Genomic DNA, 24,887 nt, shown 5'->3' on the forward strand with positions numbered 1-24,887 from the left:
CAGGCCCGAGATCACGAAGATGCGACCGAGGGTTTTAGTTGGGGGACGAGCACGCTAGTTGGCGGATCTTGGTCCCGTAACACCGCGTTGCGGTCGGTTCCGAAGAATGGCCCCCGTTGCCGGTCGCGTGGTGCCGCTGTGGGTGAGTGAGCGAGGTAGCAAGCGCGAAGATCCGGTCGGATTCGAGTCACCTGGACCAGTTGATCGCGGAGTACGACGGGGATGCCGCGCTTCGGAATCGGCTGCGGCTCGGGGACGGCTGGTTGCGTCTGTGGACTTCGACATGACGGGTTGGTGCAGGCGAGGTCTGCTGGCCGATCCGGGATATGGCTCACGTGCCGGTGCTGTCGTCCCGGCCGATGCGGGGGTTCACGTGGCGGGCGAGACAGCGGCAACGCCCCGAGCTTGAGGTGATGGCGTCAACGGGCCGGAAGCACGGCTTCGAATCGCCGGAGGAGATGCGGCTGCGGGTCGCGCTGGACTTCCTGGGCGCGTCGGAGGTGCTGACGCAGCCGTTCCGGCTGGACGTCGAGCACGCGGGCGGGCCGTCCTGGCACATCCCGGACTTCCACTGGTCCGGCAGGTTGCCGACTCCCTCCACGACCACGGCGTCAAAGCGCTGACCCTGGACGACATCAGTCGGCTGCGGATGCACAGAGCCGACGACCAGGACGTCTTCGACCCGATGCGGGCCTTCATGAGCCTGGCCGTCACCCTGATCCTGACCGGCGTCAATATCCCCGGCATCGGGCTCCTGCGCGAGGCTACCCGGCCTGCGGCTGCCTCCCCTCGCTGCGGGCCCGCCGCGGCGCCCGCCTGGCGCAAGCCCGCACGGAAGCCGGCCGAGAAGCCGGTGGCATGCGAGCACGCCGACGGCCCGCGCGCCGCCCTCGACATTACCCGGCGGCGCGCTGATCGCAGGCCTCGTCGACGGCCGCACGGTGCCGACTCTGGTCGAGAACCCGCTTGACATGAGCTGCGTCACGTAGCACAGGAAACCAACTCAATCGTGTTGCGGTCAGGTTGAAAGGAGCTGCGTGTCGCGTTCTGATGAGTCATGACTTGACCAGGCGGTATGGATCGGTTGAGCGACTGGTCAGGAGAGACGTTCCCGTGCCGCCGCTATGACGTCGCGAGGGCGGTTGAACGCGATGCGGACGAAACGGTCTCCGCGCTTCGGATCCGAGAAGAAGGGGCGTCCGGGCGCTATCAGCACCCCGCGTTCCTCCAGCAGCGCCGTGGCGAAGCTGTCGCAGTCCGAGTGCTTGTCGTCGAGGCGTCCGAAGGCGAAGCAGCCGCCCTCGACCGGGCCGAAGGAGATGCCCAGGCCCGCGAACGCGGCCGTCACCTCGTCACGGTGGGCCTGCAGAGCCGCGGCACGTTCTCGGGCGAGTGCGGGCCGGATTCCCACTTGGCCCAGCGAGATCTGCAGCGGTGCGACGGTCCCCGACGTCGTCACCTCATGCACGCGCCGCAGCACTCGGGTCCGCTGCGCGGTCGCGCGCAGATAGCCCAGCCGCCAGCCGCTGATCGCGTGGCTCTTGGACAGTGAGCCGACGACGATCGCGCGTTCCCGCAGCCCGGGGACGTCCGCGACGGAGCGGTGGCGCCTGCCGTCGAACACCAGGTGGCAGTAGACCTCGTCGGACACGGCCACCGCATTCCATCGTTCGCACAGCTCGGCGACGAGCTCTAGGTCTTCCTCGCCGAGCATCCGCCCCGTGGGGTTGCTGGGGCTGTTCAGGATGATCGCCTTCGTGCGCGGCCCGAAGGCTTTCCGCAGTTCGTCGTGCGGCAACCGCCAGTCCGGTTCGCGCAGCGACACGTGGCGGGGAACGCCGCCGGCCAGCCTGACCGCGCCGAGGAAGTTCTCGTAGAACGGCTCCAGCAGCACCACCTCGTCGCCTGGATCGAGTACGGACTGCAGCGCAACGCACAGTGCCTCGGTGCCGCCGGCCGTGATGGTGATCTCGGTGTCCGGGTCCGCGGGCGTATCGAAGGAGCCGCCGATGCTCTGCCGAAGGGTGGCCTCCCCCTGCGGTGGCAGGTACTGGTTGTGGCCCGCGCGCAGTGCGGCGACCGCAGCCTCGACCAGTGTCGGCTCCGTGACGGGGAACTGTGGTGTGCCGACCGCGAGGTCCACCACGTCCCGGCCTGCCGCACGCGTCAGAAGTCCGGCGAGTGAGCTGTCGGTCAGGCCGCGCGCTCGGTGAGCGACCTGACCGAACGAGGAGTCGTCCGGCACGGCTGCCGAGGTCATCCGTCGCTCCCTTCGGCGGGGTGCATGTCGACGAGGGTGTAGGTGTCCTCGATCTCGTAGACCTGACGAGCGGTCACCAGCTTGCCGGCGACCCATTGTTCCGTCCTCAGGAGCCGCGGATGGCGGATGCCGATACGTCGGTAATCCTCGCTCTCCAGGGTGGTGAAGCCGTGTGAGCGCACGGCACCGACGGAGTAGTCCGTCCAAAGCAGGAAGGGGTACTGCTGCTCTGGTGGCAGCGGCAGTGCTTCCTTTCGCTCGGAGGCCTCGGGTGCTGCGCGCAGGTCGAGATTGAGCTCGGGTACCGCGAGGATCATCGGGTCGGTCCTGTCGGGCCGCCGGGAGAACTTCTTGTGGAAGCCGAGGATGTAGCCACGGATGAGTGAGTACTCGTGGTCCACATAAGTAACTACCGGGTGCAGGTAGTTCCGGCCCCGGTACTGGACCGGAATCTTCACCAGAGTTTCGAGGAACTCGATCGAATGATGCCCGGAGACTTCCGAATGGACCTGGCAGGTCGAGATTATGAATCGTTTCGCCCGGAGCTGGTCCAGGAGCTCCTCGGGCAGTCCAGGTGCCGCGAGGCTCCTGAAGTCCACGGCCGTGGGTTCGTCGAACAGCACAGTGCGGGAAACGGTGGAAAAGGTGTTGGGCAGGACGACGGACACGGCTCATCCCCTCTCGATCGCCGGGCGGGCCATGACGAACGACTCGGCGAAGGTCAGGCCTTGGTTCTCGAGGAACGTCAGATCGCGCACCGCGTGGAACGGCTCCGCACCGATGCGCGCCTCCTGCCACTGCCGCAGGAACTCACGCGTCGACGGCAGCGGCTCGATGCCCAGGTCCTCGACCAGGCAGAGCAGCGCACGTGCGGCGCCCTCGCTCAAGGTCCGTACGTCGCTGCCCGTGCGCAGTTCGGGCGTGAGACGGAACGTGGTGTACGGACGGAACTCCTCGTTCCCGGAGACGATGTCCTCGGCCAGATGCCTGAGCCACCGCACGGCCTTCCCCACGTTGAGTTCCTGCTGGGCATGGCCCGACTTGGCAAGGTAGTACGCGACCGGCTGCATCCGCCATGACAGTGTGTCCCCGGCAGCGAGGGGCCGCATCGCGTCGCACCGGGCCCGGATCCCGAGATCGTCCCAGACGAATGGGCGGTTGCCCGTGCTGAGTACGAAGGTCGCCTGCCGGGCGCGCAGGAAGTTGTCCGCCAGGGTGATGGAGGCCGTACACGGAATGTCGAAGTAGTCCGCCATCTCCTGCATGAGAGGGACGAGCCGCCGGCGTGCGTCATGCAGTTCGCCCGCGGTCTCGATGATGGGTATCAGATCGAGGTCGGATGTCACCCGGCCTTCCGCGGAGATACGGAAATCTCCTCTCGTCACGGAGCCGGATGTCGTCAGTGACAGCCCGGGCAGACCGGAGAAGGTCTTTTCCAGTCGTAGCCACAGCTCGGTGATCTCGTCCTTGTTCATCGGATTCCCTTCAGGAGTTCGCTGCTCATCGCGTCGACGGCCCTCGCCAACCGCTCCGCGGGGAGGGCGAAATTCAGTCTCACGAAACCCGGGGTCCCGAACTCGGCACCTTCGTACAGGGCGACTCTCGCGCGCTCCCTGAAGAATGCGGCGGGTTCGTTCACCGGAAGCCCACGGCAGTCCAGCCAGGCGAGATACGTGGACTCCGCGGGCCGGTATGTCACGCCCGGCATACGGGTGTGCACCGCGTCGGCGAGGAAGCTGTTGTTGGCACGGAGCTGGGCCAGGGTGTCGGCGAGCCACGCCTGCGCGTCCGGGTGCTCGCAGGCCACGCGCAGGGCTGCCACACCCAGTCGTGAGACCGAGCGAATGTAGTAGTCGGAGACGGTGCTCCAGGTCTTCGCGTCGGTCTCCGACGTGAAGATGAGCTGGGCGCACTTGAGGCCCGAGATGTTCCAGGCCTTCGATGCCGAGGTGGCGGTGATGGTGTGCGCCGCCGTGCGCTCGCTCAGCGAGGCGTAGGCGAGGTGCGGCCGGTCACTGAGATTCAGCGGCGCGTGCACCTCGTCACTGAACACCCTCGCCCTGTGGGCGTCGACGATACGGGCCAGTTCGGCCAGTTCGTCCCTGCTGTAGAGCCGGCCCGTCGGGTTGTGCGGGCTGCACAGGACGACCAGGGACCCACCCCGCGCCAGGGCCTCGTCGATACCGGCCAGATCCATGCGGTGGCCGTGCTCGTCCAGGGTCCCCGGCACCTCGATGACCGGGTGACCGAAGAATTGGGGGACGGCGAGAAACGGGGTGTAGGCCGGTGTCGGAACGACCACTGTCTGACCGGGCTGCAGGAAGTGCCTGATGACCGCGCCGAACCCGCTCACTATGTCACTGACGAAGGCGACGGTGTCCGGCGTGATCGACCAGCCGTACGCACGGTCCATCCAGGCAGTCAGGGACTCACGGGCCAGTCCGAGGCTGTGGGGGTCGTTGTATCCGAGTGTCCCGGACGCGGACTGCTCCGCAAGCATGTGGCGTAGCGGGTCGGCGACACCGAAGGCCATCTCCGCCACCCATGCCCCGATCGTGCCTGGATACTTCGCGTCCAGCAGGGACACGGGGGCCGAAGAGCCGTATGTCTCGGGCATGGTCACACACTCCATCCGTGGTCTCGTTCATGACCCGCTTCGAGGGCACGCCTACGTGCCCGGGCGTCCGGGACGCGGGGGCGAGTGGAGCGCTCAAGGGGCGGGAAACTGATGAGGTCGGGGGAGTGACCGAGGCTGCTGCCGTGTTCACGCGGGTGGCAGCGGTGCGCTGGACGTCGCGTCGCATGCGCGGGCCCAACGGGCCCGCTCGCCGGATTCCTGGGCGCCACCGGGCGGGCGGACCACCCCGTGATTGCGGAACACCGAGCTCGACAGCCGTCGGCGGGCCGTGGCGGCCGGTTCACCGAACCGGCCGCGGTGGGCGGCTGGGTCCATCCCCCGTCGGCGGGCGGGGACGCCGCCAGGCCCCCCGCCCGCCGTTGTGTCTGTGTGCCGTCAGTCGGACAGGTCGATGACGGACTCCCGCTTCGCGAACCAGGCCAGCGTGTCCCGGATCCCCTCTTCGAGGGAGTGCTCCGGACGCCAGTCGAGGAGTTCCTCGGCTCGTGCGCTGCGGCAGAACGCACCGGCGTTGTCACCGGGGCGGGGACCGGCCTCGACGGCGGGCAGCGGTGCGCCGTTGACCGACGCGAAGGCGTCGAGCAGTTCGCGCACCGTGGTGCCCGTACCGGTTCCGAGGTTGATCACCTGGTACGTGGCATCGCCGTCGGCGGGCAGGAAGAGGTCGAAGCGGCGCAGGGTCTGGACGTGGGCCTGCGCCAGGTCCCAGACGTGCACATAGTCGCGGATGCCGGACCCGTCCCGGGTGGGCCAGTCGACGCCCGTGATGGTGAACGGCTCACCGCTGTCGAGCGCCTCGATCATCTTGCCCAACGCGTGGCTGGGCCGGCGCACCTGCAGCCCGGTGCGCAGTTCGGGGTCCGCGCCGATGGGGTTGAAGTAGCGCAGCGACACCACGCGGATGTCTCCGGTGGAGCTGATGTCCTCGAGCGCCGTCTCGAACAGGGCCTTGGTCCGGGCGTAGGGGCTCAGCGGTGCCAGCGGCCCCTCCTCGTCCACGGCGAAGTCCTCGCCCGCGTCGTAGATGGAGGCGGAGGAACTGAAGACGAAGCGCCGACACCCGTTGCGGACGACGTGCCCGATGAAGTCGATGCCCTTGGCCACGTTCTCCGTGTAGTAGCGGAGCGGCTGGGCGACGGACTCCGGTACGACGATGAGCGCGGCGCAGTCGATGACCGCTTCGATCTCGGGGTGCTCGGCGAAGATGCGGTCGACAAGCCCGCCGTTGGCGATGTCCCCTTCGTAGAACGCGCGCCCCTGCGTGAACTCCTTGCGGCCGGTGACGAGGTTGTCCAGGATGACCGGCTCGATGCCGCTGTCCTGACAGGCGGAGGCGACGGTGCTGCCGATGAAGCCGGCGCCGCCGGCGATGAGAACCTTCATACGAGTTCCTTGGTGAGGGGACTGATCACGGCTTGCAGCCGCGGGGCCTGAAGATAGCTGAGCCGGCCACCGGAATCGGATCGTCAAACTTCTGTTCGCCGGACGGACAGATCAAGTTCGGCGAGCGACGCCTCGATCGCCGTGAGGGTGGGCTGGTGGCGCAGCATCTCGTAGTGGCCCACCGGCACGTCGTGGCAGCGGAAGTCCTTCAGGCCCATCTCCGTCCAGTCGTCGACCTGCTGGGGCATCTGGACCAGGTCCTCGGGATCGAGCCGGTCGGCCGTCGAGAACAGTCGTACGGGGATGTCCAGCGGCGGCGGAACGTATCCCACGATCGCCAGCCAGAGGGATCCGAACACCCGCAGTCTCGCCTCGAAGGCCGTGAAGTCGGCCTCGACGATGTCCACGCCGTGGTTCTTGAGCGCCTCGAAGACCTGGTGGGCGTCGAGTGTTCCCGGTCCGAGGTTCAATCCGGCCGACCGGGCGATGGACTTCAGCCGGTCGTCGATGACCTCCTCCAGCACCAACGGCGGTGTGAGGAGGGAGGTGTTGAGCAGTGTCACGGACACCACGTTCCAGCCGGACTCGCGGAGCACCCGTGCGAGTTCGTAGGCGAAGACACCTCCCGAGCAGTAGCCGGCCAGGTGCACCGTGCGCGGCAGCTCGGATTCCTCCATCACACGGGCGAAGTCGGCGACCATGTCGTCGAGCCGGGTCAGGGGTGCCCCGTCCGCGGGGTTCAGCCCGAGGGCCTGGAGTCCGTGGATGGGCCTGTTGATGGGCTTGTCACCGAGTGGCTGCAGCCCGATGACGCCGCCTCCGCCGGAGGGCAGGAGCACCATCGGGACGCCGTCACCCTGTCCGTTCAGCGTGACCAGCCGGCGCGCGGAGGGCGGGGTGCCCCGCCTGAGGCATTCGCTGATGGCGCGGAAGGTCTGGGCGTCGAAGACCACCTGAAGGGGCAGCTCCACGTCGAAGGCGGTACGCAGCGCGGACGTCAGCCTGGCAGCGCGCAGCGAGTTGCCCCCGACATCGAAGAAGTTGGTGTCGAGGCTGTCCGGCGGCGAGCCGAGGACCCGTGCCCATTGCGCAGCGACCACCACCTCCACGGCATCCCGCTCGACATATCTGGGCATGACGGTGCTCCTTCGGGGAGATCTGTCGGATGGGTGAGACAGCGGTGCCGAGCGAGCCGGTGCGTCGCTGCCGTCGGTGACGTGACGGCAGTGGGGCAGGAAGCCGAGGCGGCACATGCTCAGGAATGACCGAGCGCCCCTGTGACAAGGTCCTGGAGCATGCGGCCGGCGTCCGCGCTGCGGAAGAGGCCTGGCGTGTCCGTGGGAAAGCGGTGCGCGTTGTTCCCGGGCGGCGTCGGCCAGTCGTCTGCCTCCTGACTCAGGAGGACGTACTGTGCCTCCTTGCCGGTCTCCGGGGCCGATGCCACCGACAGGGTGTAGCTCAGCCAGGCTCTTTGCTTGCGGGTCAGCGCCTCGACGATGTCGTCGGGAAGCTCGGGCGCCGAGGACGCCGCGAGCTCTCTCAGGAAGGCTCCAGCCGTGTGCAGCGCGTCGCTGGCCGCGAGGCCCCGGATGTCCGGGACAGGGCGCGTCTCGGGCCCTTCGTCCATTCCCGTGGCCAATTCCTCGAAGAGGGATTGCGTGCCTTCTCGGGTGGGAGTGACCGGGTCCAGGAGGAAGAGCGACGTCCTGTCGTCTCCCGCTGCCGACGCCAGGGCGGAGGCGAAAGCGGAACCGGAGCAATAGGCCAGCACCGCGGCGATCCGGGGAGCTCTTTCCTGTGTCAGTTTCCGGGCCCAGTGCTCTGCCTGCTCCTGGACGGACAGGAAGATTTCGGGCAACTGCGGATGCAGGAGCGGGTCGATACGGATACGCAGACCCGGCGTGGTGTGAGGCAGCAGTTCATCGAAGGTGCGAGGCGGTTGTTCATCCCCGAATTCAATTACCACCACCGACGGGGTTTCGGGTGTCACTCTTCTTCCTCGCGGGGAGGCCCGAGGCCGATCGATTGGCGCGAACACGGCCCTGTGTGGCCGATGTTCGGTGTTGGTCAGCCGCAGCGTAACAGGCGCTTCGGAGCCGGGCGAAGAGATTAATCGGGCTTGTGCGATGGCTCACATCGTCGCAGGTTATTGCCTTCCCTGCTACAGTCGAGCCGGTCCGTGGCCAGCGCCAACTCCCATCACGACAAGGGAGTTGAGGATTCAACGAATTCGTGTGCGGGTGTGCTAAACATTCGCCGGAGCGTCGGCCCGTGACGCTGTTGCCGACGCGGGGGCGGCGGTCCTTCTATGGCCCGTTTCTGCCTCCTGCCGGGCGAGGGTCATAATTCCTCACCAACCCCTTACCCGTTGATGGTGGCCTTCTTTACCCGCCACTGAATCGGCAACGGACATTCCGGTCGACGCGGCATATCGAAGGATGACTGCGACTCCGTGCGCCGGTATGCCAACTGGGGCGCGCTCCGTGCTGAGCGGCCTCTGTCTGGGCGGTAGCCAACGCCGCTTGGATTTTTTGAACCAGTTACGGGGGTTGGTTTTGTGATGAGTGCAGGTCTGATGTGTTGAAGGACCTTCATCCCCACGTGCACGAATCGGGTTCCGTGGCGACGCTCGGCCCTGCGGGCACCGATTCCGAGAACGAGGCGCGGAAGCACTTCCGGGACGTGATTCTGCTCGAATCCTTCCCGGCGGCGATCGACTACGCCTGCGCGCACGGCTGCTACGCGCTCGTGGCGGCGGGGTACCTGTCCACGACCGACGGTGTGCTCCACGACAGTTGGGTCGATCTGCACTTCCGGTACTCCGGGGACATCGAACTCGCGGCCGTGTGGGAGAGCCCGACGAAGACCATGTGCCTGGCGGTGAACGAGGAGCGCGCCCCTGATCCGCAGGACATCCGTTCGGTGGCCCTGCACCCCGCAACCCGGGCGCTGGCGCGCGCCTTGGTGCCGGACGAGGTGAAGCGGCACTTCGTCACGGCGAAGCCCCTCGGGGTCCGGATGGCCGCAGCGGGCGAGGTGGACGCCTGCGTGGGCTCCCTCGACGTGGTGCAGGAAGCGGGCAACCTGTCCGTGGTCAGCACCATGAACCCGACCATGATCTGGTGTCTGTACCGGCCGGTGAACGCGTCATGACCACGCAGCGGAAGCGACTCCTCGACCGGTTCGGACTGCCGCGAGGCGATGCCGGACTGCTGGCCTTCGCCGCGGTCGCCGAAGCGGCCGCGCTGGTCCTCTACATGACCTTCGGGCTCGTGTACTTCACCACCGTCGTGGGTCTGCCGGCGGTCCAGGTCGGAGCCGTCCTGACCGCGTCCGGCTGCCTCGGCCTGGTGGTGGGCGTCCCAGCGGCGCAGCTCGCCGAGCGCTTCGGTAGCAGGCGTGTGCTGATCTGCGCGCTGCTGGGCCAGACCGTGGGTACGGCTATGTACGCGCTGGTGGGCGACCTGGTGGCGTTCGCCTGCTTGTCGTTCCTCCTGACAGCCTGTGAGCGGACGGCGTACGCCGCACGCGGTGCCATCATGGGTATGGTCCTGGTCGGCGAGAAGCGCAACGAGAACCGGGCCAAGGTACGGTCGTTGAGCAATGCCGCCGCCATCATCGCGGCCCTTGTGGGCTCCGCGGTGCTCCAGGTCAGCCAGAAATGGGCCTATCAGTCCGCCGTCCTGCTCGTTGCCCTGCTGCTGCTGTCCTCCGCGGTCGTCAGCCGGAAACTGCCGGAGACCCGCCCCACAGGAGGTGGCGAACGCCGACGCCTGGAAGTCGTACGAGACCGGCCGTTCCTCGCTCTGACCATCGTGAGCGCCATCCTGACCATGCACTTCGGTCTCTTCGAGGTACTGCCGTTGTGGATCGTGCGGCACACCGGCGCGCCCAAGTGGATGGGCGGCGCGCTCTTCCTGCTCAACGCGCTCACCGTGGTGGTCTGCCAGACGCGGGTGGGACGCGGCATCGAGGACGTGACCTCTGCCGGCAAGGCGATGCGGCGCTCCGGAGCACTGCTGTGCGTCGCGTGCCTACTCTTCGGACTCGCCGGGAACCGGGGCTGGTGGGCCATCGCGCCCTTGGTCCTGGGCGGCGTGGTGTACGTGTGGGCCGAGATGCTGCTCGCCGCGGCCGGCTGGGAGCTCTCCTTCGGGCTCGCCCCTGAGGACCGGCACGCGCAGTACCAGGCGATGTACGGTACCGGCGCGACCCTGGGCACCCTGCTGGCGCCGCTCATGGCGACCTCGCTCGTTCTCGGCGGCGGGCTGCCCGGCTGGACGGCGATCGGGGTGCTGTTCCTGCTGAGCAGCGCGGCAGCACCCCTCATCGTGCGGCGCGCTCTGCGCGTGCGTGACGACGCCGCTCCCGTGAACGCCACCGAGACGTCCCACCTAGACCTCCGGAATTGACGGTTCCTCACATGCTCACCACGTCAGTGGCCGCCGCCTGTCCCTACGGCGTCAGCACCGGTGTCCCACTCGATCCCTGCGCGGACTACCTCCACCTCAAGGACCAGGAGCGGATCCGCAAGGACGACATCCTCGGCGTCTGGATCGTCACAGGCTTCGCCGAGGTGACGTCCCTGCTCCGCCACCCAGGACTGTCGTCGGCGTGGCCGGACAACGGCCGCACCGTCCTGCACGACACCTCCGGCGCCCCTGAGAAGCGGCGCACCGACGGCATCGTGCGCCGGTGGTTCATGTTCAACGACGGTGAACGCCACCGCACGCTGCGAAGGCTCATGGCGCCCATGTTCACCCCGGAACGGCTGCGTGCGCTCCGGCCGCTCGTGGCGGAGCAGGTCACCGGGCTGCTGGCCGACGTCGACGACCGCGTCGAGGTCATGACCGAGCTGGCGGTCCCCCTGTCGAGCAACGTCATCTGCGGACTCCTAGGCCTTGCGCCGGAGGTGGCCACGAAGCTCGATGGTTGGGCGCGGGACATCGCGGCCCTGCTCATAGCGGATTATCTGCCGCACGTGGCCGAGCGCGGACACGCGGCGCTGGCAGAGATGTGCGAGGCGGTGGAGGCCGCCCTGAGCGCACCCGACCTGGCTCCCGAATCGGGCCTCGCTTTGCTGCACCGGGCCCACCTGACGGGCACCATCGACGAGGCCGACATCGCAGCCACCGCCGCACTGCTGGTCTACGCGGGTTTCGAGACCACATCGACCTTTGTGGGCAAGGCCGTTCGGGCCGCACTCCACACCGGCGGCTGGCGCGCGATCGGGACCGCGGACGTTGCAGCGATCGAGGAACTGCTGCGCTTCGACACCTCGGTCCAGCAGGTGGCGCGGGTCGCCACGCAGGACCTGGAAGTGGCCGGCCGCTGCATTCCCGAGGGTGACCTCGTGCTGTTGATGCTGGGCGTCGCCAACCGCGACCCGCGCGTCTTCGAGCACCCCGACCATCTGGACACCGGCCGCCCCGCGAGTCGTCACCTGACCTTCGGATACGGCGCCCACTACTGCCTGGGCGCAGGCCTGGCCCGACTCGAAGCCGAGACGGTGCTGGAGCGGCTGACCGCCAAGTGGCCGTCGGCGCGGCTGCTTGAACCCGTCGTCACCCGCTCCCACCACGGCACCACGGTGCTGGAGAGCGTCGTCATCGGCCCGAAGCGACCGGGGGAAGCCCGATGACCGACCGTACGGAGCCGCGCGTCGCGCCGGCCACTCTGCACGACGCCTTCGCCCGCTGGGCACGCAGGACCCCGCATGCCCCGGCGGTCGTCAGCGGGTCCGCCCGTCTGTCCTATGCGGAGCTGGACCGGGCGTCCGACGACTACGCCGCCGCCCTGGCGACGGCCGGAGTGGGCCGCGGCAGTCTCGTACCCGTCCTTCTGCCCCGGTCGCCCGTGCTCGTCGCCGTGCTTCTGGCGGTACTGAAGCGGGGCGCCGCTTACGCGATCCTCGATCCGCGATGGCCGCGCGAGCGCATCAGCCGCGTCCTTGGCCTACTGGACAGGCACCTGGCCGTCGCCGAGGTCCTGCCGCTCGCCGACGCCATCGATCGGGGCCGGACACCCGCCGAGAACCCCGCGGTGGACGCCGCGGCGGCGTCCACCGTGTTCTTCACGTCCGGCACGACCGGTACACCCAAAGGTGTGGTCTCCCCCCACCAGGCCACCACCCGGCTCTTCCGGCCCGGTGCCTTCGCCGACCTGGGGCCGGGCCGGGTGATGGCGGTCTCCGCCGCCATGTCGTGGGACGCGTTCACGCTCGAACTGTGGGGGCCGCTGGTCAGCGGAGGGACCGCGGTCCTGAGCGAGGACAACCACCTCGTTCCCACGGCCCTGGCCGGGCTGATCACTTCGCATGGTGTCGACAGCGCATGGCTGACGTCATCGGTCTTCAACCTCTTCGTCGACGAGGACCTCACGGCGTTCCGCGGTCTGCGCCAGCTGATGATCGGCGGGGAGCGCCTGTCGCCCCGGCACGTGAGCGCCTTCCTCGGCGCCCACCCGGAGATCGCGCTGACGAACGGGTACGGACCGGTCGAGACCTGCGTGTTCGCCACGACGCATCGCATCGTCGCCGCCGACACGCTCCGGCCGGACGGCATCCCGTTGGGCACGCCCGTGCCCGGCACCGGCGTCCACGTGCTCGACGGGGACGTGCCCTGCGCGCCGCACCAGGTGGGAGAGATCTGCATCAGCGGTGCCGGCCTCGCCCAGGGCTACCTCCACGACGTGGCTCTGACCGCGCAGAAGTTCGGCGAGGTGGGTCTCGGCGGTGTGCCCACGCGCGTGTACCGCACCGGGGACCACGGCTATGTGGACGACCACGGGGTGCTGCACTTCCAAGGGCGCAGGGACCGCCAGGTCAAGATCCGCGGCGTCCGTGTCGAGCCGCAGGAGATCGAGACGTGGTGCGAGTCCCTGAGCGGCATCGACAAGGCTGTGGTCGTACCGGTACGGGACGAGAACGGTGCGACCACGGATCTCGCGCTCTTCTGCGTAACGGCCGACCCGGGGGCCACGCCCGGCCGGATCCGGGAACGCCTTCCCTCCGTCCTGCCCCCACACTGCCTGCCGAGACATGTCGTCCGGCTGACCGCCCTGCCCCTGACGGCCAACGGCAAGACCGACATACGGGCGTTGCAGGCCCTGGTCCCGCACTCCTCGGCCCCGGCGGCCTCCGCTGCCGCGGACACCGACGACGTAGCGGCCGAGGTCGAGCGGGTGTTCCGTGAGGTACTGGCACTGCCGGAGACCGAGAACGTCGAGGCCTTCGCCCACACGCCCCTGACCGCGCTTGGCGGCACCTCCTTGGACGCCATGCGTGTGTGTGCCCGTCTCCAGGCTCGATACGGAACCGCGGTCACCGCGTCACGGTTCATGCGGGAGCCCACGCTGCGCACCATGCTGCGGCTGCTGGATTCCGGCCCGGCCCACGGAGCCGCGACGGGGAGGCCGGTTGCGGAACCTCCCGGCGCCTTGGCGCTGACGGGTCTCCAGGCGCACTTCTGCATGCTGCACGACATGCGCCCCGACGACCCGGCAGCACTGTGCACCCTGGAGTGGACCGTGCGGGGCCCGCTGGACACCCGAGTCCTGGAGGCTGCGCTCGAGGACGTCCATCAGCGGCATGGCGCACTCAGTTCCGCCTACCGCATCGAGGACGGCCCGGTGGCCCTGCCCGGCGCCGGACCGTCTGCGGTCACCGTGGAGGTCGTGCGGCCCGCGCCCGGCGACGATGCGCACTCCGCGTTGACCGAACGCCTGTGCCGGCCCCTGCGGCTGACGGACGGACACGTCTGGCGGTGTGTTGTCGTGCCGGTCGACGACCGCAGCAACCTGCTCGGTATCGCCGTACACCACGTAGCCTTCGACGGCTGGTCGCAGGCGCTGCTCGTGGACGAGTTGTCCGCCGCCTACGCGGCGCGGCTGCGGGGTGAGAAGCCGGTTTTCGCCCATGCGGCGCCCACACCGGCCGAGACCGAAGCCGAGCGCGTGCTACTGCGCGACACGGTGGAGCACGAACGCCAACTCGACTACTGGCGAATGACGTTGACGGGGATGGACGACATCCGGTTCCCGCGGCCGGCCGTGCCGGCGGACCACCTGGTGGACCCCGTGGGCTTCACTCTTGCGCCGGCTGTTGTCGCCCGCCTGGCGGCAACAGCGGGCGAGCTGAACAGCACACTGTTCCTGCCGCTGGTCACCCGCTTCCAGGAGGCGCTGTGCGCGGTCCTGCGGCAGGACGACTTCGGCATCGGCGTACCGGTCGCCCGCCGCGCGGGCCCCCGCGCCGCACACGCCGTCGGCTGCCTGATCGACATGGTGTGCGTCCGGCTGCCCGCGACGGCCTCCCCGGCTGGTTCCCCGGAGCACCTGGTCGCCGCGCGGGAGCCGGTGCACACGGCACTCGCCTGCCAGGAGGCGACGTTCGAGGAGGTGGTGGCGGCTCTGCGGCCCGCTCGCACCGGCCGTAACCCGCTCTTCCAGGTCCTGTTCGCCTACCAGAACAATGAGATGCCGGCTCTCCGGCTGGGCTCGTGCAGTGCGGACCTGAGCGCCCCGCGCACCTCCGTGCCGATCACCGAACTCAACTGCGAGGTGTGGCCCGTCCAGGACGGGTCGCTGCGGGTGAGCCTCGTCCACCAACCGCACGCCGTCGACGAGGACACTGTGCGACGCATCGCCCGCGTCTATGAGGAACTACTGACGGGAGAAACCCGACCGTGAAGCACCAACAGCCCGGTCGTCCGACGGTGCCGCAACTGGTCCGAGAGGTCGGGGCGCAGTTCCCGCAGGCTGTGGCCGTGGAGTGCGGCGGCGAGCGCCTGACGTACGCGGAATTGTGGCGGCGGGCGGGATCCGTCGCCATGGCGCTGCACGGCCTGCCGGACTTCCGCCCCGGGAACCTGGTCGCCACCCTGCTGCAGCGGGGCGCCCGGAACATCGTGTCGCAGTTGGGCGTGTGGCGAGCGGGCGGGGCATATCTACCGCTCGACCCGGCCCTGCCCGACACCCGTCTCCGCACGATCCTCGACGACGCCCGGCCCCGTGCGGTGATAGTGGACGACGGCCTGCGGGCCCGGCTGCCCGAGGGCACCGTGACCGTGGACCCGGACGCGGCCGGCCTGCCGGAGCCGCCGGACGCCCATGGTGATCTGGCATACGTCATCTACACCTCAGGTTCCACCGGCACCCCGAAAGGCGTGGAGGTCGGGCACGCCGGCCTCGCCAACCTGGTGGCGTGGCACCGGGACACGTACCGGACGGCGCCGGGGGTGCGCGTGGCCGCCCTGGCCGGGCTGGGCTTCGACGCCTCCGCCTGGGAGGTGTGGTCGGCGCTGGCCTCCGGAGCCACGCTTGTGCTGCCCTCGGGACTGCACAGCGCGGACGTCGATGCCGTCCGTGACTTCCTCGACGCCGAACAGGTCGAGCAGTGCTTCCTGAGCACGCCGCTCGCCGAGCAGATCGTCACCCTCGCGCGGCCGCCGCGTGCGCTGCGCGTGCTCACCACCGGCGGGGACCGCCTGCGCGTGTACCCGCCCGCCGGCTTCCCCGCGGCCGTGTACAACCACTACGGGCCGACGGAAGCCACCGTTGTCACAACGGCCAGCGAGGACCTGCGCGGCGCCGGAGCGGACCTGCCGCCCATCGGACGTCCCATCATCGGCGCACAGGTACGGCTCGTACAGGCGGGTCGCACCGTCACCGAGCCGGACGTCGAAGGAGAGCTGTTCATCGGAGGCGAGATCCTCGCCCACGGTTACCGGCACGACGAGGTCCTCACCGCGAAGAAGTTCCCGTACGAGGCCGACGGATCCCGGTGGTACGCGTCGGGTGACATCTGCCGCTGGGATCGCGACGGCCAACTGCGGTTCGTGGGACGCCAGGACGGTCAGGTCAGTCTGCGCGGGCACCGGATCGAACTCGCCGAGATCGAGCACGTGCTGCTGGGCCGGCCGGGCGTGGACCAGGCAAAGGTGATCCTCCGGGCCGACCAGGACGGCGGGACCCTCGCGGCGTACTACTGCGGCACCGCCGAGGAGGGCGAAGTCCGCTCGGCGCTGGCGAACACGCTGCCCCGTCACATGCTGCCCGCTGTCCTGCTGAGGCTGGACCGCATGCCGCTCAACAACAGCGGAAAGATCGACGCCCGGGCGCTCGAGTCCCTCGGGGCCGACACCGTGGACGCCGTGGACGCCCCGGCGGCCGGGGCTGACGCCGTACTGGAGACGGTCACCGGGATATGGGCGGACCTTCTCGGTCACCGGCCCCAGCCCGGGGATCACTTCTTCGAGATCGGCGGCCACTCGCTCATGGCCGCACGCGTAACCGGCCGGGTTCGGGAGCGGCTCGGTGTGCAGATCGCGCTCGACGCGCTCTTCGATGCTCCTGTGCTCGCCGACTACGCACGTCGGGTGGCCGCCGATGTCCAGGGAACGTGAGGAGCAGCGAGTGCGAACCGTCTGGGACCTGGCCTGGGAACAGGCCGAGCTCGCCCCCACCGCCATCGCCGCGCAAGGGGTCCGGCGGGCCTACAGCTACCGGGAGTTCATGGAGCGGGCGGACGATCTAGCCTCTCGTATCCGGCAGCGCGTCCGGGCCGGATCCGTGCTCGCGATGGAGCTGGACGGCCCCATCAGCGGTGCCGTCTGCCTGCTCGCGGCGTCCCGTGCGGGCTGTGTCGTCCTTCCGCTCAACCGGGAGAGTCCCCCGGCCCACCGAGCACGGGTCTGGGAGAGCGCCCGCCCCGCTCTCGTCGTCGGCACCGACGGCGAGTGCGACTTCACCCTGACCTCCACCGACCACGTCGGCGACGACGCTCCTGCCAACCTGGCCGATGTCGCCTACGTCATGTATACGTCCGGTTCCACCGGCCGGCCCAAGGGCGTCGCGGTGCCGCATGAGGCGCTCGTAGCGAGGCTGCTGGCGATGGCACGGGTTCCGGGACTGGCACGGGGCGAGTCCATGGCGGCCATGACCGCCTTGTCCTTCGACATCTCGTTGGCCGAGATGCTCCTCCCGCTCACGGTGGGCGCCATGCTCGTCGCCGCCGGTCCCGAGGTGCGGATGGACCCGGAGGCCTTCGCAGCCTTCGTGCAGGAGCAGGCACCCGATGTCGTCCAGGCCACGCCGAGCTTCTGGCGCCTGGCCCTGGCCGGTGGCTGGCGCGGCGCGCCAGACATCCGCATCTGGTGCGGCGGCGAGCCCCTCACCTCCCCCCTTGCCGCTCAGCTGCTTTCCGGGTGCTCCGAGCTGTGGAACCTGTACGGCCCCACCGAGGCCACGATCTGGGCGTCCTCCCTGCGCGTCGAGGAGGCGGACCGCGTCAGTCTCGGCCGGCCCCTGCCAGGCGGCGGAATGTGCCTTGACACGTGGGCCGACGGCGGTGACACCGGGGAAGTCCTGCTGTATGGGGAGGGGTTGGCACACGGGTATCTCGGCGACCGGGAGCTGACCGACCGCCGGTTCCACCCGTTCGAGACACCGGACGGCCCACGGCGCGTGTACCGGACGGGTGACCGGGCCCGGAGCGGCCGGGACGGTCTGCTGGAGTTCCTCGGACGGACCGACAGTCAGATCAAGCTGCGCGGCCATCGCATCGAGCTGGGCGAGATCGAATCCGTACTGGAGGAGCACCCGTCGGTCACGGAAGCCGTGACGGTGGTGCGCGACGCAGACCGGCCCGAGCGCGCGTACCTCGCCGCCTACCTCGTCACGGTGGGCGACTTGGAGGTGGGGAGCCTGCGCTCCTGGCTCCGTGAGCGGCTTCCCGCCAGTCACTGTCCCTTGCGGCTCACCGTCCTGGACGCGCTGCCCCGCACCACGGCCGGCAAGGTCGACCGCGTCCGGCTGACCCGGCCGGCTGTATAGCGGAAGCAGAGAGAACGTGGATCACATGAACATTGCCAACGCCTCCGATGTACGCACGGTCGTCATGGACGCATGGGAGCGGACACTCGAGGTTCCTCCCGCCGACGACGCGGAGAACTTCTTCGACGCGGGTGGGAACTCCATCCTGCTCGTCACCTTCCAGCAGCATCTGAGCCGAGGTTTGGGCCGGAAGGTGGCGCTGAGCGAGATCTTCCGGGAGCCCACGGTTGCGGGCATCGCGTACGGTCTCGCTGCTGGCCGGGAGAGCGAATCCGCCGAGGCCTCGGTACGGGTGAGCGGCGCTGTCCCGGCGCGGCTGTACTGCCTGCCGTATGCGGGCGCCTCGGCCCGGATCTATGACGTGTGGAAGGACGCACTGCCGCCGTCGGTCGAACTGGTCCCGCTGGAGCTGCCGGGCCGCGGATCGCGGTGCGGCCAGCGCCCCATCGCGACGCTGCCGGAGCTGCTGTCAGATCTCTCCTCGTACGTGGCCAACGACGGCGTTCCCTACGCCGTCTTCGGCCACAGTTTCGGCGGGATCCTGGCCTACGAACTGGCCCAGCACCTTGCCGCGACCGGCCGTGGCATGCCGAGCCACCTGCTGGTGTCCGGGTGCCGAGCGCCCCGGCACGCACGGCCGGCGCAGACCAGTTTCGATCTGTCGGACCAGGACTTCCGGGACCGTCTCGCACAACTGCGCGGCACGCCGCAGGAGTTGCTGGAGAACGACGAGCTCATGGAGCTGTACTTGCCCATCATCCGCGCGGACTACATGATCCTGGACCGGTACGAGCCGACCGCAGGAGGCCCGTTGACCTGTCCGATCGTGGTCTTCTACGGCGAGACCGACGCGGACGCCACCGAGCAGGACGTGGTGGCCTGGGCGGACTGTACGACGAGCACGTTCCGCGCTGAAGCCATCTCCGGTGACCACTTCTTCCTGCATTCGGCGAAGGACGACTTGGTCCGGGCGATCGGCGCGCACCTGGTGCGTGGCCCCGCTCAGGGGTAGTCCGTGTCCAGTGCGCAGGTCGGCGATGTTGTTCTCGGTACGGGCGATATTGCGGCAGGCCGGGCGGCAGTCGTCGGTGTCGGGGGTGACGCGGGCGTCGTCCAGAGCCGGCTCGGGCTTCCCTGCCGGTCCGCGGCACCCGTCCGGCGAACTTCCTCGTCCCCGCTGTCACCCGGGACCGGTAGACGTCCGCGGCCGGGCCGCTGACATGCTCACCGGCCTTCATGCGCCGGTCGGTCTTCCGCAACTCCTCCAGCCGGGTCAGTCACCGCTCGAACGTGAGATCGTCGGGGAATCCGGACGCGTAGGTGCCCGCGTAGCCTTGGGTGATCTGGACGTGCAGACGTACTCACGCACAGTGAACGTCCACAATCATGGTCCGCGAACTAGCCCTCTCAAGATCCGCCAACAAGAATCCTCCACGCGCTCCTGACCTGCACGGTTCAGAACATGATCCGCCAACCAAAAGTCTCGGTCACAGAAGACCGCCGGAACAAGGAGCCCGCCACCCCCTCGCCGGAGGTTGCGGTCGGTACCGCAGGGGCGTTTTCTGGAAGTGTCCGGCGGTAAAGCGAGAGCGCCCGGGGCCACGGCACAGATCGTTGGCCCGCGCCTGCTTGTGTGCCCCCCGGGTAGCGGCCCGCCGTCGCCGCCGTCATCACAGTCCGATGCGGAGGTGACCGAGGTGAAAGCGGTCGTATACGAGGAGCCTTTCCACGTGGCCGTACGGGACGTGGACGATCCACGGATCCAGCACCCCAACGACGTGCTCGTACGCGTCACGTCGACCGCGATCTGCGGCTCGGATCTGCACATGTACGAGGGCCGCACGGCGGCCGAGCCGGGCATAGTCTTCGGACACGAGAACCTCGGCGTGGTCGAGGAGATCGGAAGCGGCGTGGTGTCCCTGTCCCAGGGAGACCGTGTCGTCATGCCCTTCAACGTCGCGTGCGGGTTCTGCAAGAACTGCCTCGCCGGGAAGACCGGGTTCTGCCTGACGGTCAATCCGGGCTTCGCGGGCGGGGCGTACGGATACGTGGCGATGGGACCGTACAAGGGCGGCCAGGCAGAGCTGCTGCGCGTGCCCTTCGCCGACTTCAACTGCCTGAAGCTGCCGCCGGGTGAACAGTTCGAGACGGACTTCGTGCTGCTCGCCGACATCTTCCCGACCGGCTACCACGGATGCGAACTCGCCAAGGTCATACCCGGCGAGAGCGTGGCCGTGTACGGCGCCGGGCCCGTGGGACTGATGGCCGCCTACTCCGCGCTGCTGCGCGGTGCGTCCAAGGTGTTCTCCGTCGACCGGGTGCCGGAGCGGCTCGCCAAGGCGGCGGAGATCGGGGCCATCCCCATCGACTTCACCAAGGGCGACCCGGCCGAGCAGATCAAGGAACAGACGGGAGGAGAGGGCACCGACAAGGGCGTGGACGCCGTCGGGTACCAGGCCCAGGCGCACGATGCCAGCCACGAGGAACCGGCCTACGTCCTCAATGAACTCGTCGCGACGGTACGGGCGACCGGCATGCTCGGCGTACCGGGCCTGTATGTGCCGTCCGACCCGGGCGGACCCGACGAACACGCCAGGCACGGCCAGCTCCTGGTCTCGATCGGCAAGATGTTCGAGAAGGGCCAGCAGATGGGCACCGGCCAGTGCAACGTCAAGCAGTACAACCGCCAGCTGCGCGACCTGATCATCGCCGAGCGCGCCAAGCCCAGCTTCGTGGTCTCCCATGAACTGCCGCTGGACCAGGCGCCGGAGGCGTACGAGAAGTTCGACAAGCGGATCGAGGGCTACACCAAGGTCGTGCTGCACCCCGAGCACGCACTCGCGGCGTAGCACCCACGCGATAGAGAAGGGATCCGGGCGCACGGGACATCACCTGTCCCGTGCGCCCGCGCGTCCGGCTTGACCTGGAGTGCGCTCCAGCTTCTACCGTTTTTGTCCAAGAACCCCCCATCGAACGACTGCTCCACGAGCGGCAGTCGAGGACGGATGAGCCCACATGAGCGAGAGCACCACCCGTGAAGAGCGCTTCGCCCGTGGTCTGAAGGTGCTGGACGGCGTCGACGGGGAGGCCGGCCGGCGGGTCATCGACTCGCTCGCCGACATCAACCCCGAACTCGGCCACCAGATAGTCTCCTGGGGCTTCGGAGAGATCTACGCCCGGCCCGAACTGTCGCCGCGGGACCGCCAGTTGGTGACGCTGGGCATGCTCACCGCGCTGGGCGGCTGTGAGCCTCAGCTGGAGGTGCACATCAACGCGGCCCTGAACGTGGGCCTCACACCCGAGCAGATCGTCGAGGCGCTGCTGCACTCCGCCGGGTACTGCGGCTTCCCGAAGGCGCTCAACGCGACGTTCGTCGCGAAGAAGGTCCTCGCCGAGCGCGGGCTGCTGCCGCCCGGACAGCAGCCCGCTGACGACTCCGCGGTTACCTCTGTCTGATCCGCAGGAAGGTGACGGAGTTCGCCGGGAAGGTGTACGTGAACCGGTCGGCGACTCCCGTGAAGGTGGACGTGACCGGGGCGACCGCCGTGGACGTCTCGGTGTTCACCGCGTCGGGCGCGGCCGCCAGGGTGGTCACCCGGGCCCTCGGCGCGACCTCGGCGCCGCCCAGGTCGATCGCGGTACGGGCCGCCGAGGACTGGGCGTTGACGACCTTGACGATCAGCTCACCGGTCCTGGCGTCGTGCGTGACGACCTGGCGGAACGGCTCGGCCGGCCGGTCGTCGGTGAAGCCGCCCCACTCCTGGCCGTCGAGGTAGAGGGTGACCTGGCGGCCCCGCACCTTGATGTCGATGTCGTAGGTGCGGCCGGTCTCGATCGTGCCGGCCTTGGAGATCAGCGTCGACTTGCCGCCGTCGACGGCCTGTTCGACGGCGCTGGTGGTGTTGTTCCAGCCGCCCAGGTTCCACCAGTAGTAGTTGCCGGTGTCCTTGATGCCGAAGGCGATGAGGAAGCCTTCCTTGCCGGACTTCTTGGTGGCCTTCGCGTGCAGGTCGTAGTCGTGCCAGTTGACGTCACCGGCCGAGACCATGGTGTTCTCGGCGGTGTCGGAGGTCTGCGTGTACTGCCCGTCCTGGATGCTCCAGTTGCCGGTGCCGGTGTGGGTCCACCGGGAGGCGTCGCCGGAGAAGTCGTCGTCGAGGAGCGTCGTCCCGTCCGCCGAGGTGACCTTCACGTCGTCGTAGGCGGCGCTGGTGTTCCAGGTGGACAGGCCGACGGCGCCGCTGATGGGAGCCTGCAGTGACGGTGTGCCGGTGGCCGTCGAGGGGATCACGCGGTCGCCCACGTTGTTCATGAACAGCTTCTGGACCTCGTAGTTGGCCGAGCCCCAGGAGGCGTGGTTGTCGAACCACACCAGGTCCGGGCTCCACTGCACATAGTCCTCGTTCGCGAACAGCGGCGCGTAGGAGGCAAGCTCGACGACGTCGGCGTTGCGCTCCAGACCGGTCATGTAGGCGGCCTCGGCGAGGCCGTTCTTGAAGGCGTTGCCCCAGGAGGCGTATTCGCCGAGGAAGACCTTGGGGCCGCCGCGGTCGTAGGAGTCGTAGCGGTCGTTGTTCTGCAGGAACCACTGCGGGCTGTTGTAGTAGTGCTCGTCGACCATGTCGACCTTGGCGTCCTTGTTGAGCCGCCAGGCAGTGTCGAAGGTCGAACCGGCGTCGTCCGGACCGGAGTTGGAGATCACGGTCACATCGGGGTACTTGGCCTGGATCGCGGCGCGGAACTGCTTGAAGCGGGCGAAGAACTCGCCTGGGAGGTTCTCCTCGTTGCCGACCTCGATGTGGGTGAGACGGAAGGGCCTCGGGTGGCCCATCTCGGCGCGCTTCTTGCCCCATGTGGAGGTGACGGGGCCGTTGGCGAACTCGATGAGGTCGAGCGTGTCCTGGATGTGCCGCCGGAGCAGCGCGTCGTCGTCGACGGCCTTGTTCTGGCCGCAGCCGGTCACCAGGGCCGGGACGACGGGCAGCGGCATCGCGCCGATGTCCTCGGCGAGGCGGAAGTACTCGTAGTAGCCGAGGCCGTACGACTGGTTGTAGCCCCAGAAGTTGGCGTTCGTGGCGCGCTGCTCGACCGGGCCGATGGTGTCCTTCCACTGGTACGAGCGCTTGCGCTGCCAGCCGGAGGACTCGCTGTAGTCCTGCATGGACCCGGTGTTGACGAGGCAGCCGCCGGGGAAGCGCACGAAGCCCGGGTGGAGGGCGGCGATCTTCTCGGCGAGGTCCTTGCGCAGGCCGTTGGGCTCGTGCTTGTAGGTGTCCCGGGGGAACAGGGACACCATGTCGAGGGCCGCGGCGCCGGAGGAGGCCACGGTGAGCCGGCCGGCGGTGCTGGTGCGGGTCGCGGTGAAGCCGGCCCGGTACTGGGCCCAGCCGCCCTTCACGGGCGTCTGCCGGGCCTTGGCCAGCGTGCCGTCGGCGTCCTGGAGGGTGAGGGTGAGGTCGGTGCCGCTCTCGGCGCGGGCCCACACCGAGAAGTCGTACGTCTTGCCCTGTTCCACGGCGATGCCGGTGTTGTAGCCGGCGTTCGTGACCGCCGAACCGGCGCCCAGGGAGAGGTAGTTGCGGTTGCGGTCGTTGAGGCGGCCGGAGTCGTTCACGACCTGGGCGCTGCCGGTGACCGTCCAGGCCGTCAGCGGGGTGTACGACCTGTTGTCGTCGGTGGAGTACTCGAAGGACCGGTTCTGCACGAGCTCGGCGTACAGGCCGCCGTCGGCCGCCCGGTTGATGTCCTCGAAGAAGACGCCGTACATCGTGTCGTCGATCGCGGCGCCCCTGGCGGTGGGATCGACGGTGATCGCGTAGTCGGTGACGTCCTCGGCGTGGGCGGGTGCGGGGGTCATGGCCGTGGCGAGCAGGAAAGCGCTTGCCCCGAGGGCGAGTCTCCAGCGGGTGCGGGTGGTGCGTGACATGGATACTCCGCGGCTCTTGTCGGATCGTTCGCGACGTTCGAAATATCAGACAACGATCAGCACTTCGAACGGCAAGATAGGGAAGGGGTGTGAGCACGTCAACGGGGCACGCGCGGGGACGTAAGGTCGACGCCATGGATGCGCTGCCACGAGGAGGCGTTCCGCGCCACGCGTCACACGGCGTGGGCGGGTTCTGGCCCGTGCCGGACGTGCTGGCTCATCTGGCCGGGCGCTGGCGGGTGGAGCGGACCGTGCGGGACCTGGCGAGCGGCGACGAGGGGCGGTTCGAGGGCGCCACCGTCTTCCGTCCACTGGCCGGGGGCGGACTGCTGCACGAGGAGTCCGGCCTGTTCACCTGGCAGGGCGTGACCCGTCCCGCCGAGCGGACGCTGCGCTTCCTGCCCGGAGAGACACCGGGCACCGCGGACGTCCGCTTCGCCGACGGGCGGCCCTTCCACGACCTGGACCTGACCTCCGGCCGGCACATCACCCACCACCCCTGCTCCGCGGACCTCTACCGGGGCGAGTTCACCGTCCGGGACGCGGACCACTGGCGGACGGTGTGGCATGTCACCGGCCCCACGAAGGACCTCGTGCTGACCACCGACTACGCGCGCGTGGGCTGAGTCGCCGCGCCGTCGAAGCGCTGTGCCGGCAGCGCCTTCAGGACGTACACGAGGGCGGCGCGGATCACGGAAGCCTCGGCGACGGCAACGATGAACGCCAGGGACTCGCCCCGGCGCGATGTGGCGCGCGGGTCGGCGTGCCGGGCGTCCGCACGGCTACGCGCGCGTGGGCTGAGCCGCCGCCCCCTCGAAACGGAGGTTCCAGCGGGGCGCGCGGCCCAT

At 68.9% G+C, this 24,887-nt stretch carries 20 protein-coding genes and 1 pseudogene; 12 read left to right on the forward strand and 9 right to left on the reverse strand.

Features of this window, described 5'->3' with window-relative positions:
- The first annotated feature begins 413 nt into the window (after positions 1 to 413).
- Positions 414 to 623, forward strand: a complete 210-nt coding sequence (locus ACZ4EG_RS21790) for a hypothetical protein (RefSeq protein ID WP_467791740.1) — start codon at positions 414 to 416, stop codon at positions 621 to 623.
- Positions 624 to 649: 26 nt separating this feature from the next.
- Entirely contained in the window at positions 650 to 970 is a 321-nt protein-coding gene (locus tag ACZ4EG_RS21795) for a hypothetical protein (protein WP_467791741.1), read from the forward strand.
- 126 nt (positions 971 to 1,096) lie between these two features.
- Here ACZ4EG_RS21795 and ACZ4EG_RS21800 read toward each other — a convergent pair whose 3' ends face one another.
- The 7 genes from ACZ4EG_RS21800 to ACZ4EG_RS21830 form a co-directional block, all read right to left on the reverse strand.
- Positions 1,097 to 2,260 (reverse strand): pyridoxal phosphate-dependent aminotransferase, encoded by a 1,164-nt coding sequence (locus ACZ4EG_RS21800; RefSeq protein ID WP_467791742.1) that lies wholly within the window; start codon positions 2,258 to 2,260, stop codon positions 1,097 to 1,099.
- Complete coding sequence (locus tag ACZ4EG_RS21805; protein ID WP_467791743.1) at positions 2,257 to 2,928, reverse strand: acetoacetate decarboxylase family protein; 672 nt, start codon at positions 2,926 to 2,928, stop codon at positions 2,257 to 2,259. Before ACZ4EG_RS21805 ends, ACZ4EG_RS21800 begins: the two co-directional genes overlap by 4 nt.
- 3 nt (positions 2,929 to 2,931) lie before the next feature.
- Entirely contained in the window at positions 2,932 to 3,735 is an 804-nt protein-coding gene (locus ACZ4EG_RS21810; RefSeq protein WP_467791744.1) for a hypothetical protein, read from the reverse strand.
- Positions 3,732 to 4,877 carry a MalY/PatB family protein gene (locus ACZ4EG_RS21815; protein WP_467791745.1) on the reverse strand — a complete coding sequence of 382 codons (1,146 nt, stop codon included), beginning with the start codon at positions 4,875 to 4,877 and terminating at the stop codon, positions 3,732 to 3,734. The genes ACZ4EG_RS21810 and ACZ4EG_RS21815 overlap by 4 nt, the downstream gene beginning before the upstream one ends.
- A 396-nt stretch (positions 4,878 to 5,273) precedes the next feature.
- Positions 5,274 to 6,281: a UDP-glucose 4-epimerase GalE gene (galE, locus tag ACZ4EG_RS21820; protein WP_467791746.1), complete on the reverse strand. Its 1,008-nt coding sequence runs from the start codon at positions 6,279 to 6,281 to the stop codon at positions 5,274 to 5,276.
- Between the two features lie 83 nt (positions 6,282 to 6,364).
- A complete protein-coding gene (locus tag ACZ4EG_RS21825; RefSeq protein WP_467791747.1) occupies positions 6,365 to 7,417 on the reverse strand; it encodes a thioesterase domain-containing protein in 1,053 nt (350 codons plus the stop codon).
- A 119-nt stretch (positions 7,418 to 7,536) separates the two neighbouring features.
- Positions 7,537 to 8,271: a hypothetical protein gene (locus ACZ4EG_RS21830; RefSeq protein WP_467791748.1), complete on the reverse strand. Its 735-nt coding sequence runs from the start codon at positions 8,269 to 8,271 to the stop codon at positions 7,537 to 7,539.
- A 611-nt stretch (positions 8,272 to 8,882) separates the two neighbouring features.
- On the opposite strand from ACZ4EG_RS21830, the gene ACZ4EG_RS21835 reads away from it, so the two are divergent.
- From ACZ4EG_RS21835 to ACZ4EG_RS21875, 9 genes are all read left to right on the forward strand, one after another.
- Positions 8,883 to 9,434 carry a hypothetical protein gene (locus tag ACZ4EG_RS21835; protein WP_467791749.1) on the forward strand — a complete coding sequence of 184 codons (552 nt, stop codon included), beginning with the start codon at positions 8,883 to 8,885 and terminating at the stop codon, positions 9,432 to 9,434.
- Positions 9,431 to 10,693: an MFS transporter gene (locus ACZ4EG_RS21840; RefSeq protein ID WP_467791750.1), complete on the forward strand. Its 1,263-nt coding sequence runs from the start codon at positions 9,431 to 9,433 to the stop codon at positions 10,691 to 10,693. Before ACZ4EG_RS21835 ends, ACZ4EG_RS21840 begins: the two co-directional genes overlap by 4 nt.
- Positions 10,694 to 10,704: 11 nt before the next feature.
- The gene (locus ACZ4EG_RS21845) at positions 10,705 to 11,922 is read left to right on the forward strand and encodes a cytochrome P450 (RefSeq protein WP_467791751.1); all 1,218 of its coding nucleotides are present in this window, start codon (positions 10,705 to 10,707) and stop codon (positions 11,920 to 11,922) included.
- Entirely contained in the window at positions 11,919 to 14,969 is a 3,051-nt protein-coding gene (locus tag ACZ4EG_RS21850) for an AMP-binding protein (protein ID WP_467791752.1), read from the forward strand. Before ACZ4EG_RS21845 ends, ACZ4EG_RS21850 begins: the two co-directional genes overlap by 4 nt.
- The gene (locus ACZ4EG_RS21855) at positions 14,966 to 16,684 is read left to right on the forward strand and encodes a non-ribosomal peptide synthetase (RefSeq protein ID WP_467791753.1); all 1,719 of its coding nucleotides are present in this window, start codon (positions 14,966 to 14,968) and stop codon (positions 16,682 to 16,684) included. The genes ACZ4EG_RS21850 and ACZ4EG_RS21855 overlap by 4 nt, the downstream gene beginning before the upstream one ends.
- A gap of 10 nt (positions 16,685 to 16,694) precedes the next feature.
- Positions 16,695 to 18,113 carry an amino acid adenylation domain-containing protein gene (locus ACZ4EG_RS21860; protein WP_467791754.1) on the forward strand — a complete coding sequence of 473 codons (1,419 nt, stop codon included), beginning with the start codon at positions 16,695 to 16,697 and terminating at the stop codon, positions 18,111 to 18,113.
- Positions 18,114 to 18,138: 25 nt separating this feature from the next.
- On the forward strand, positions 18,139 to 19,125 hold the full coding sequence (locus ACZ4EG_RS21865; protein ID WP_467791755.1) for an alpha/beta fold hydrolase: 987 nt from the start codon (positions 18,139 to 18,141) through the stop codon (positions 19,123 to 19,125).
- A 685-nt stretch (positions 19,126 to 19,810) separates the two neighbouring features.
- Complete coding sequence (locus ACZ4EG_RS21870; RefSeq protein WP_453549621.1) at positions 19,811 to 20,962, forward strand: glutathione-independent formaldehyde dehydrogenase; 1,152 nt, start codon at positions 19,811 to 19,813, stop codon at positions 20,960 to 20,962.
- Between the two features lie 166 nt (positions 20,963 to 21,128).
- On the forward strand, positions 21,129 to 21,569 hold the full coding sequence (locus tag ACZ4EG_RS21875; RefSeq protein ID WP_467791756.1) for a carboxymuconolactone decarboxylase family protein: 441 nt from the start codon (positions 21,129 to 21,131) through the stop codon (positions 21,567 to 21,569).
- Here the strand turns inward: ACZ4EG_RS21875 and ACZ4EG_RS21880 are convergent.
- Complete coding sequence (locus ACZ4EG_RS21880) at positions 21,556 to 24,039, reverse strand: alpha-L-arabinofuranosidase C-terminal domain-containing protein (RefSeq protein ID WP_467791757.1); 2,484 nt, start codon at positions 24,037 to 24,039, stop codon at positions 21,556 to 21,558. The genes ACZ4EG_RS21875 and ACZ4EG_RS21880 overlap by 14 nt on opposite strands.
- Before the next feature lie 182 nt (positions 24,040 to 24,221).
- Here ACZ4EG_RS21880 and ACZ4EG_RS21885 point away from each other — a divergent pair, with 182 nt between their 5' ends.
- Positions 24,222 to 24,665 carry a DUF6314 family protein gene (locus ACZ4EG_RS21885; protein ID WP_467791877.1) on the forward strand — a complete coding sequence of 148 codons (444 nt, stop codon included), beginning with the start codon at positions 24,222 to 24,224 and terminating at the stop codon, positions 24,663 to 24,665.
- Here ACZ4EG_RS21885 and ACZ4EG_RS21890 read toward each other — a convergent pair.
- A pseudogene (locus ACZ4EG_RS21890) lies at positions 24,647 to 24,887 on the reverse strand (hypothetical protein); the annotation flags it as partial. The gene ACZ4EG_RS21885 and the pseudogene ACZ4EG_RS21890 sit on opposite strands and share 19 nt — an antisense overlap.

This window comes from Streptomyces sp. NPDC025638 (assembly GCF_055558775.1).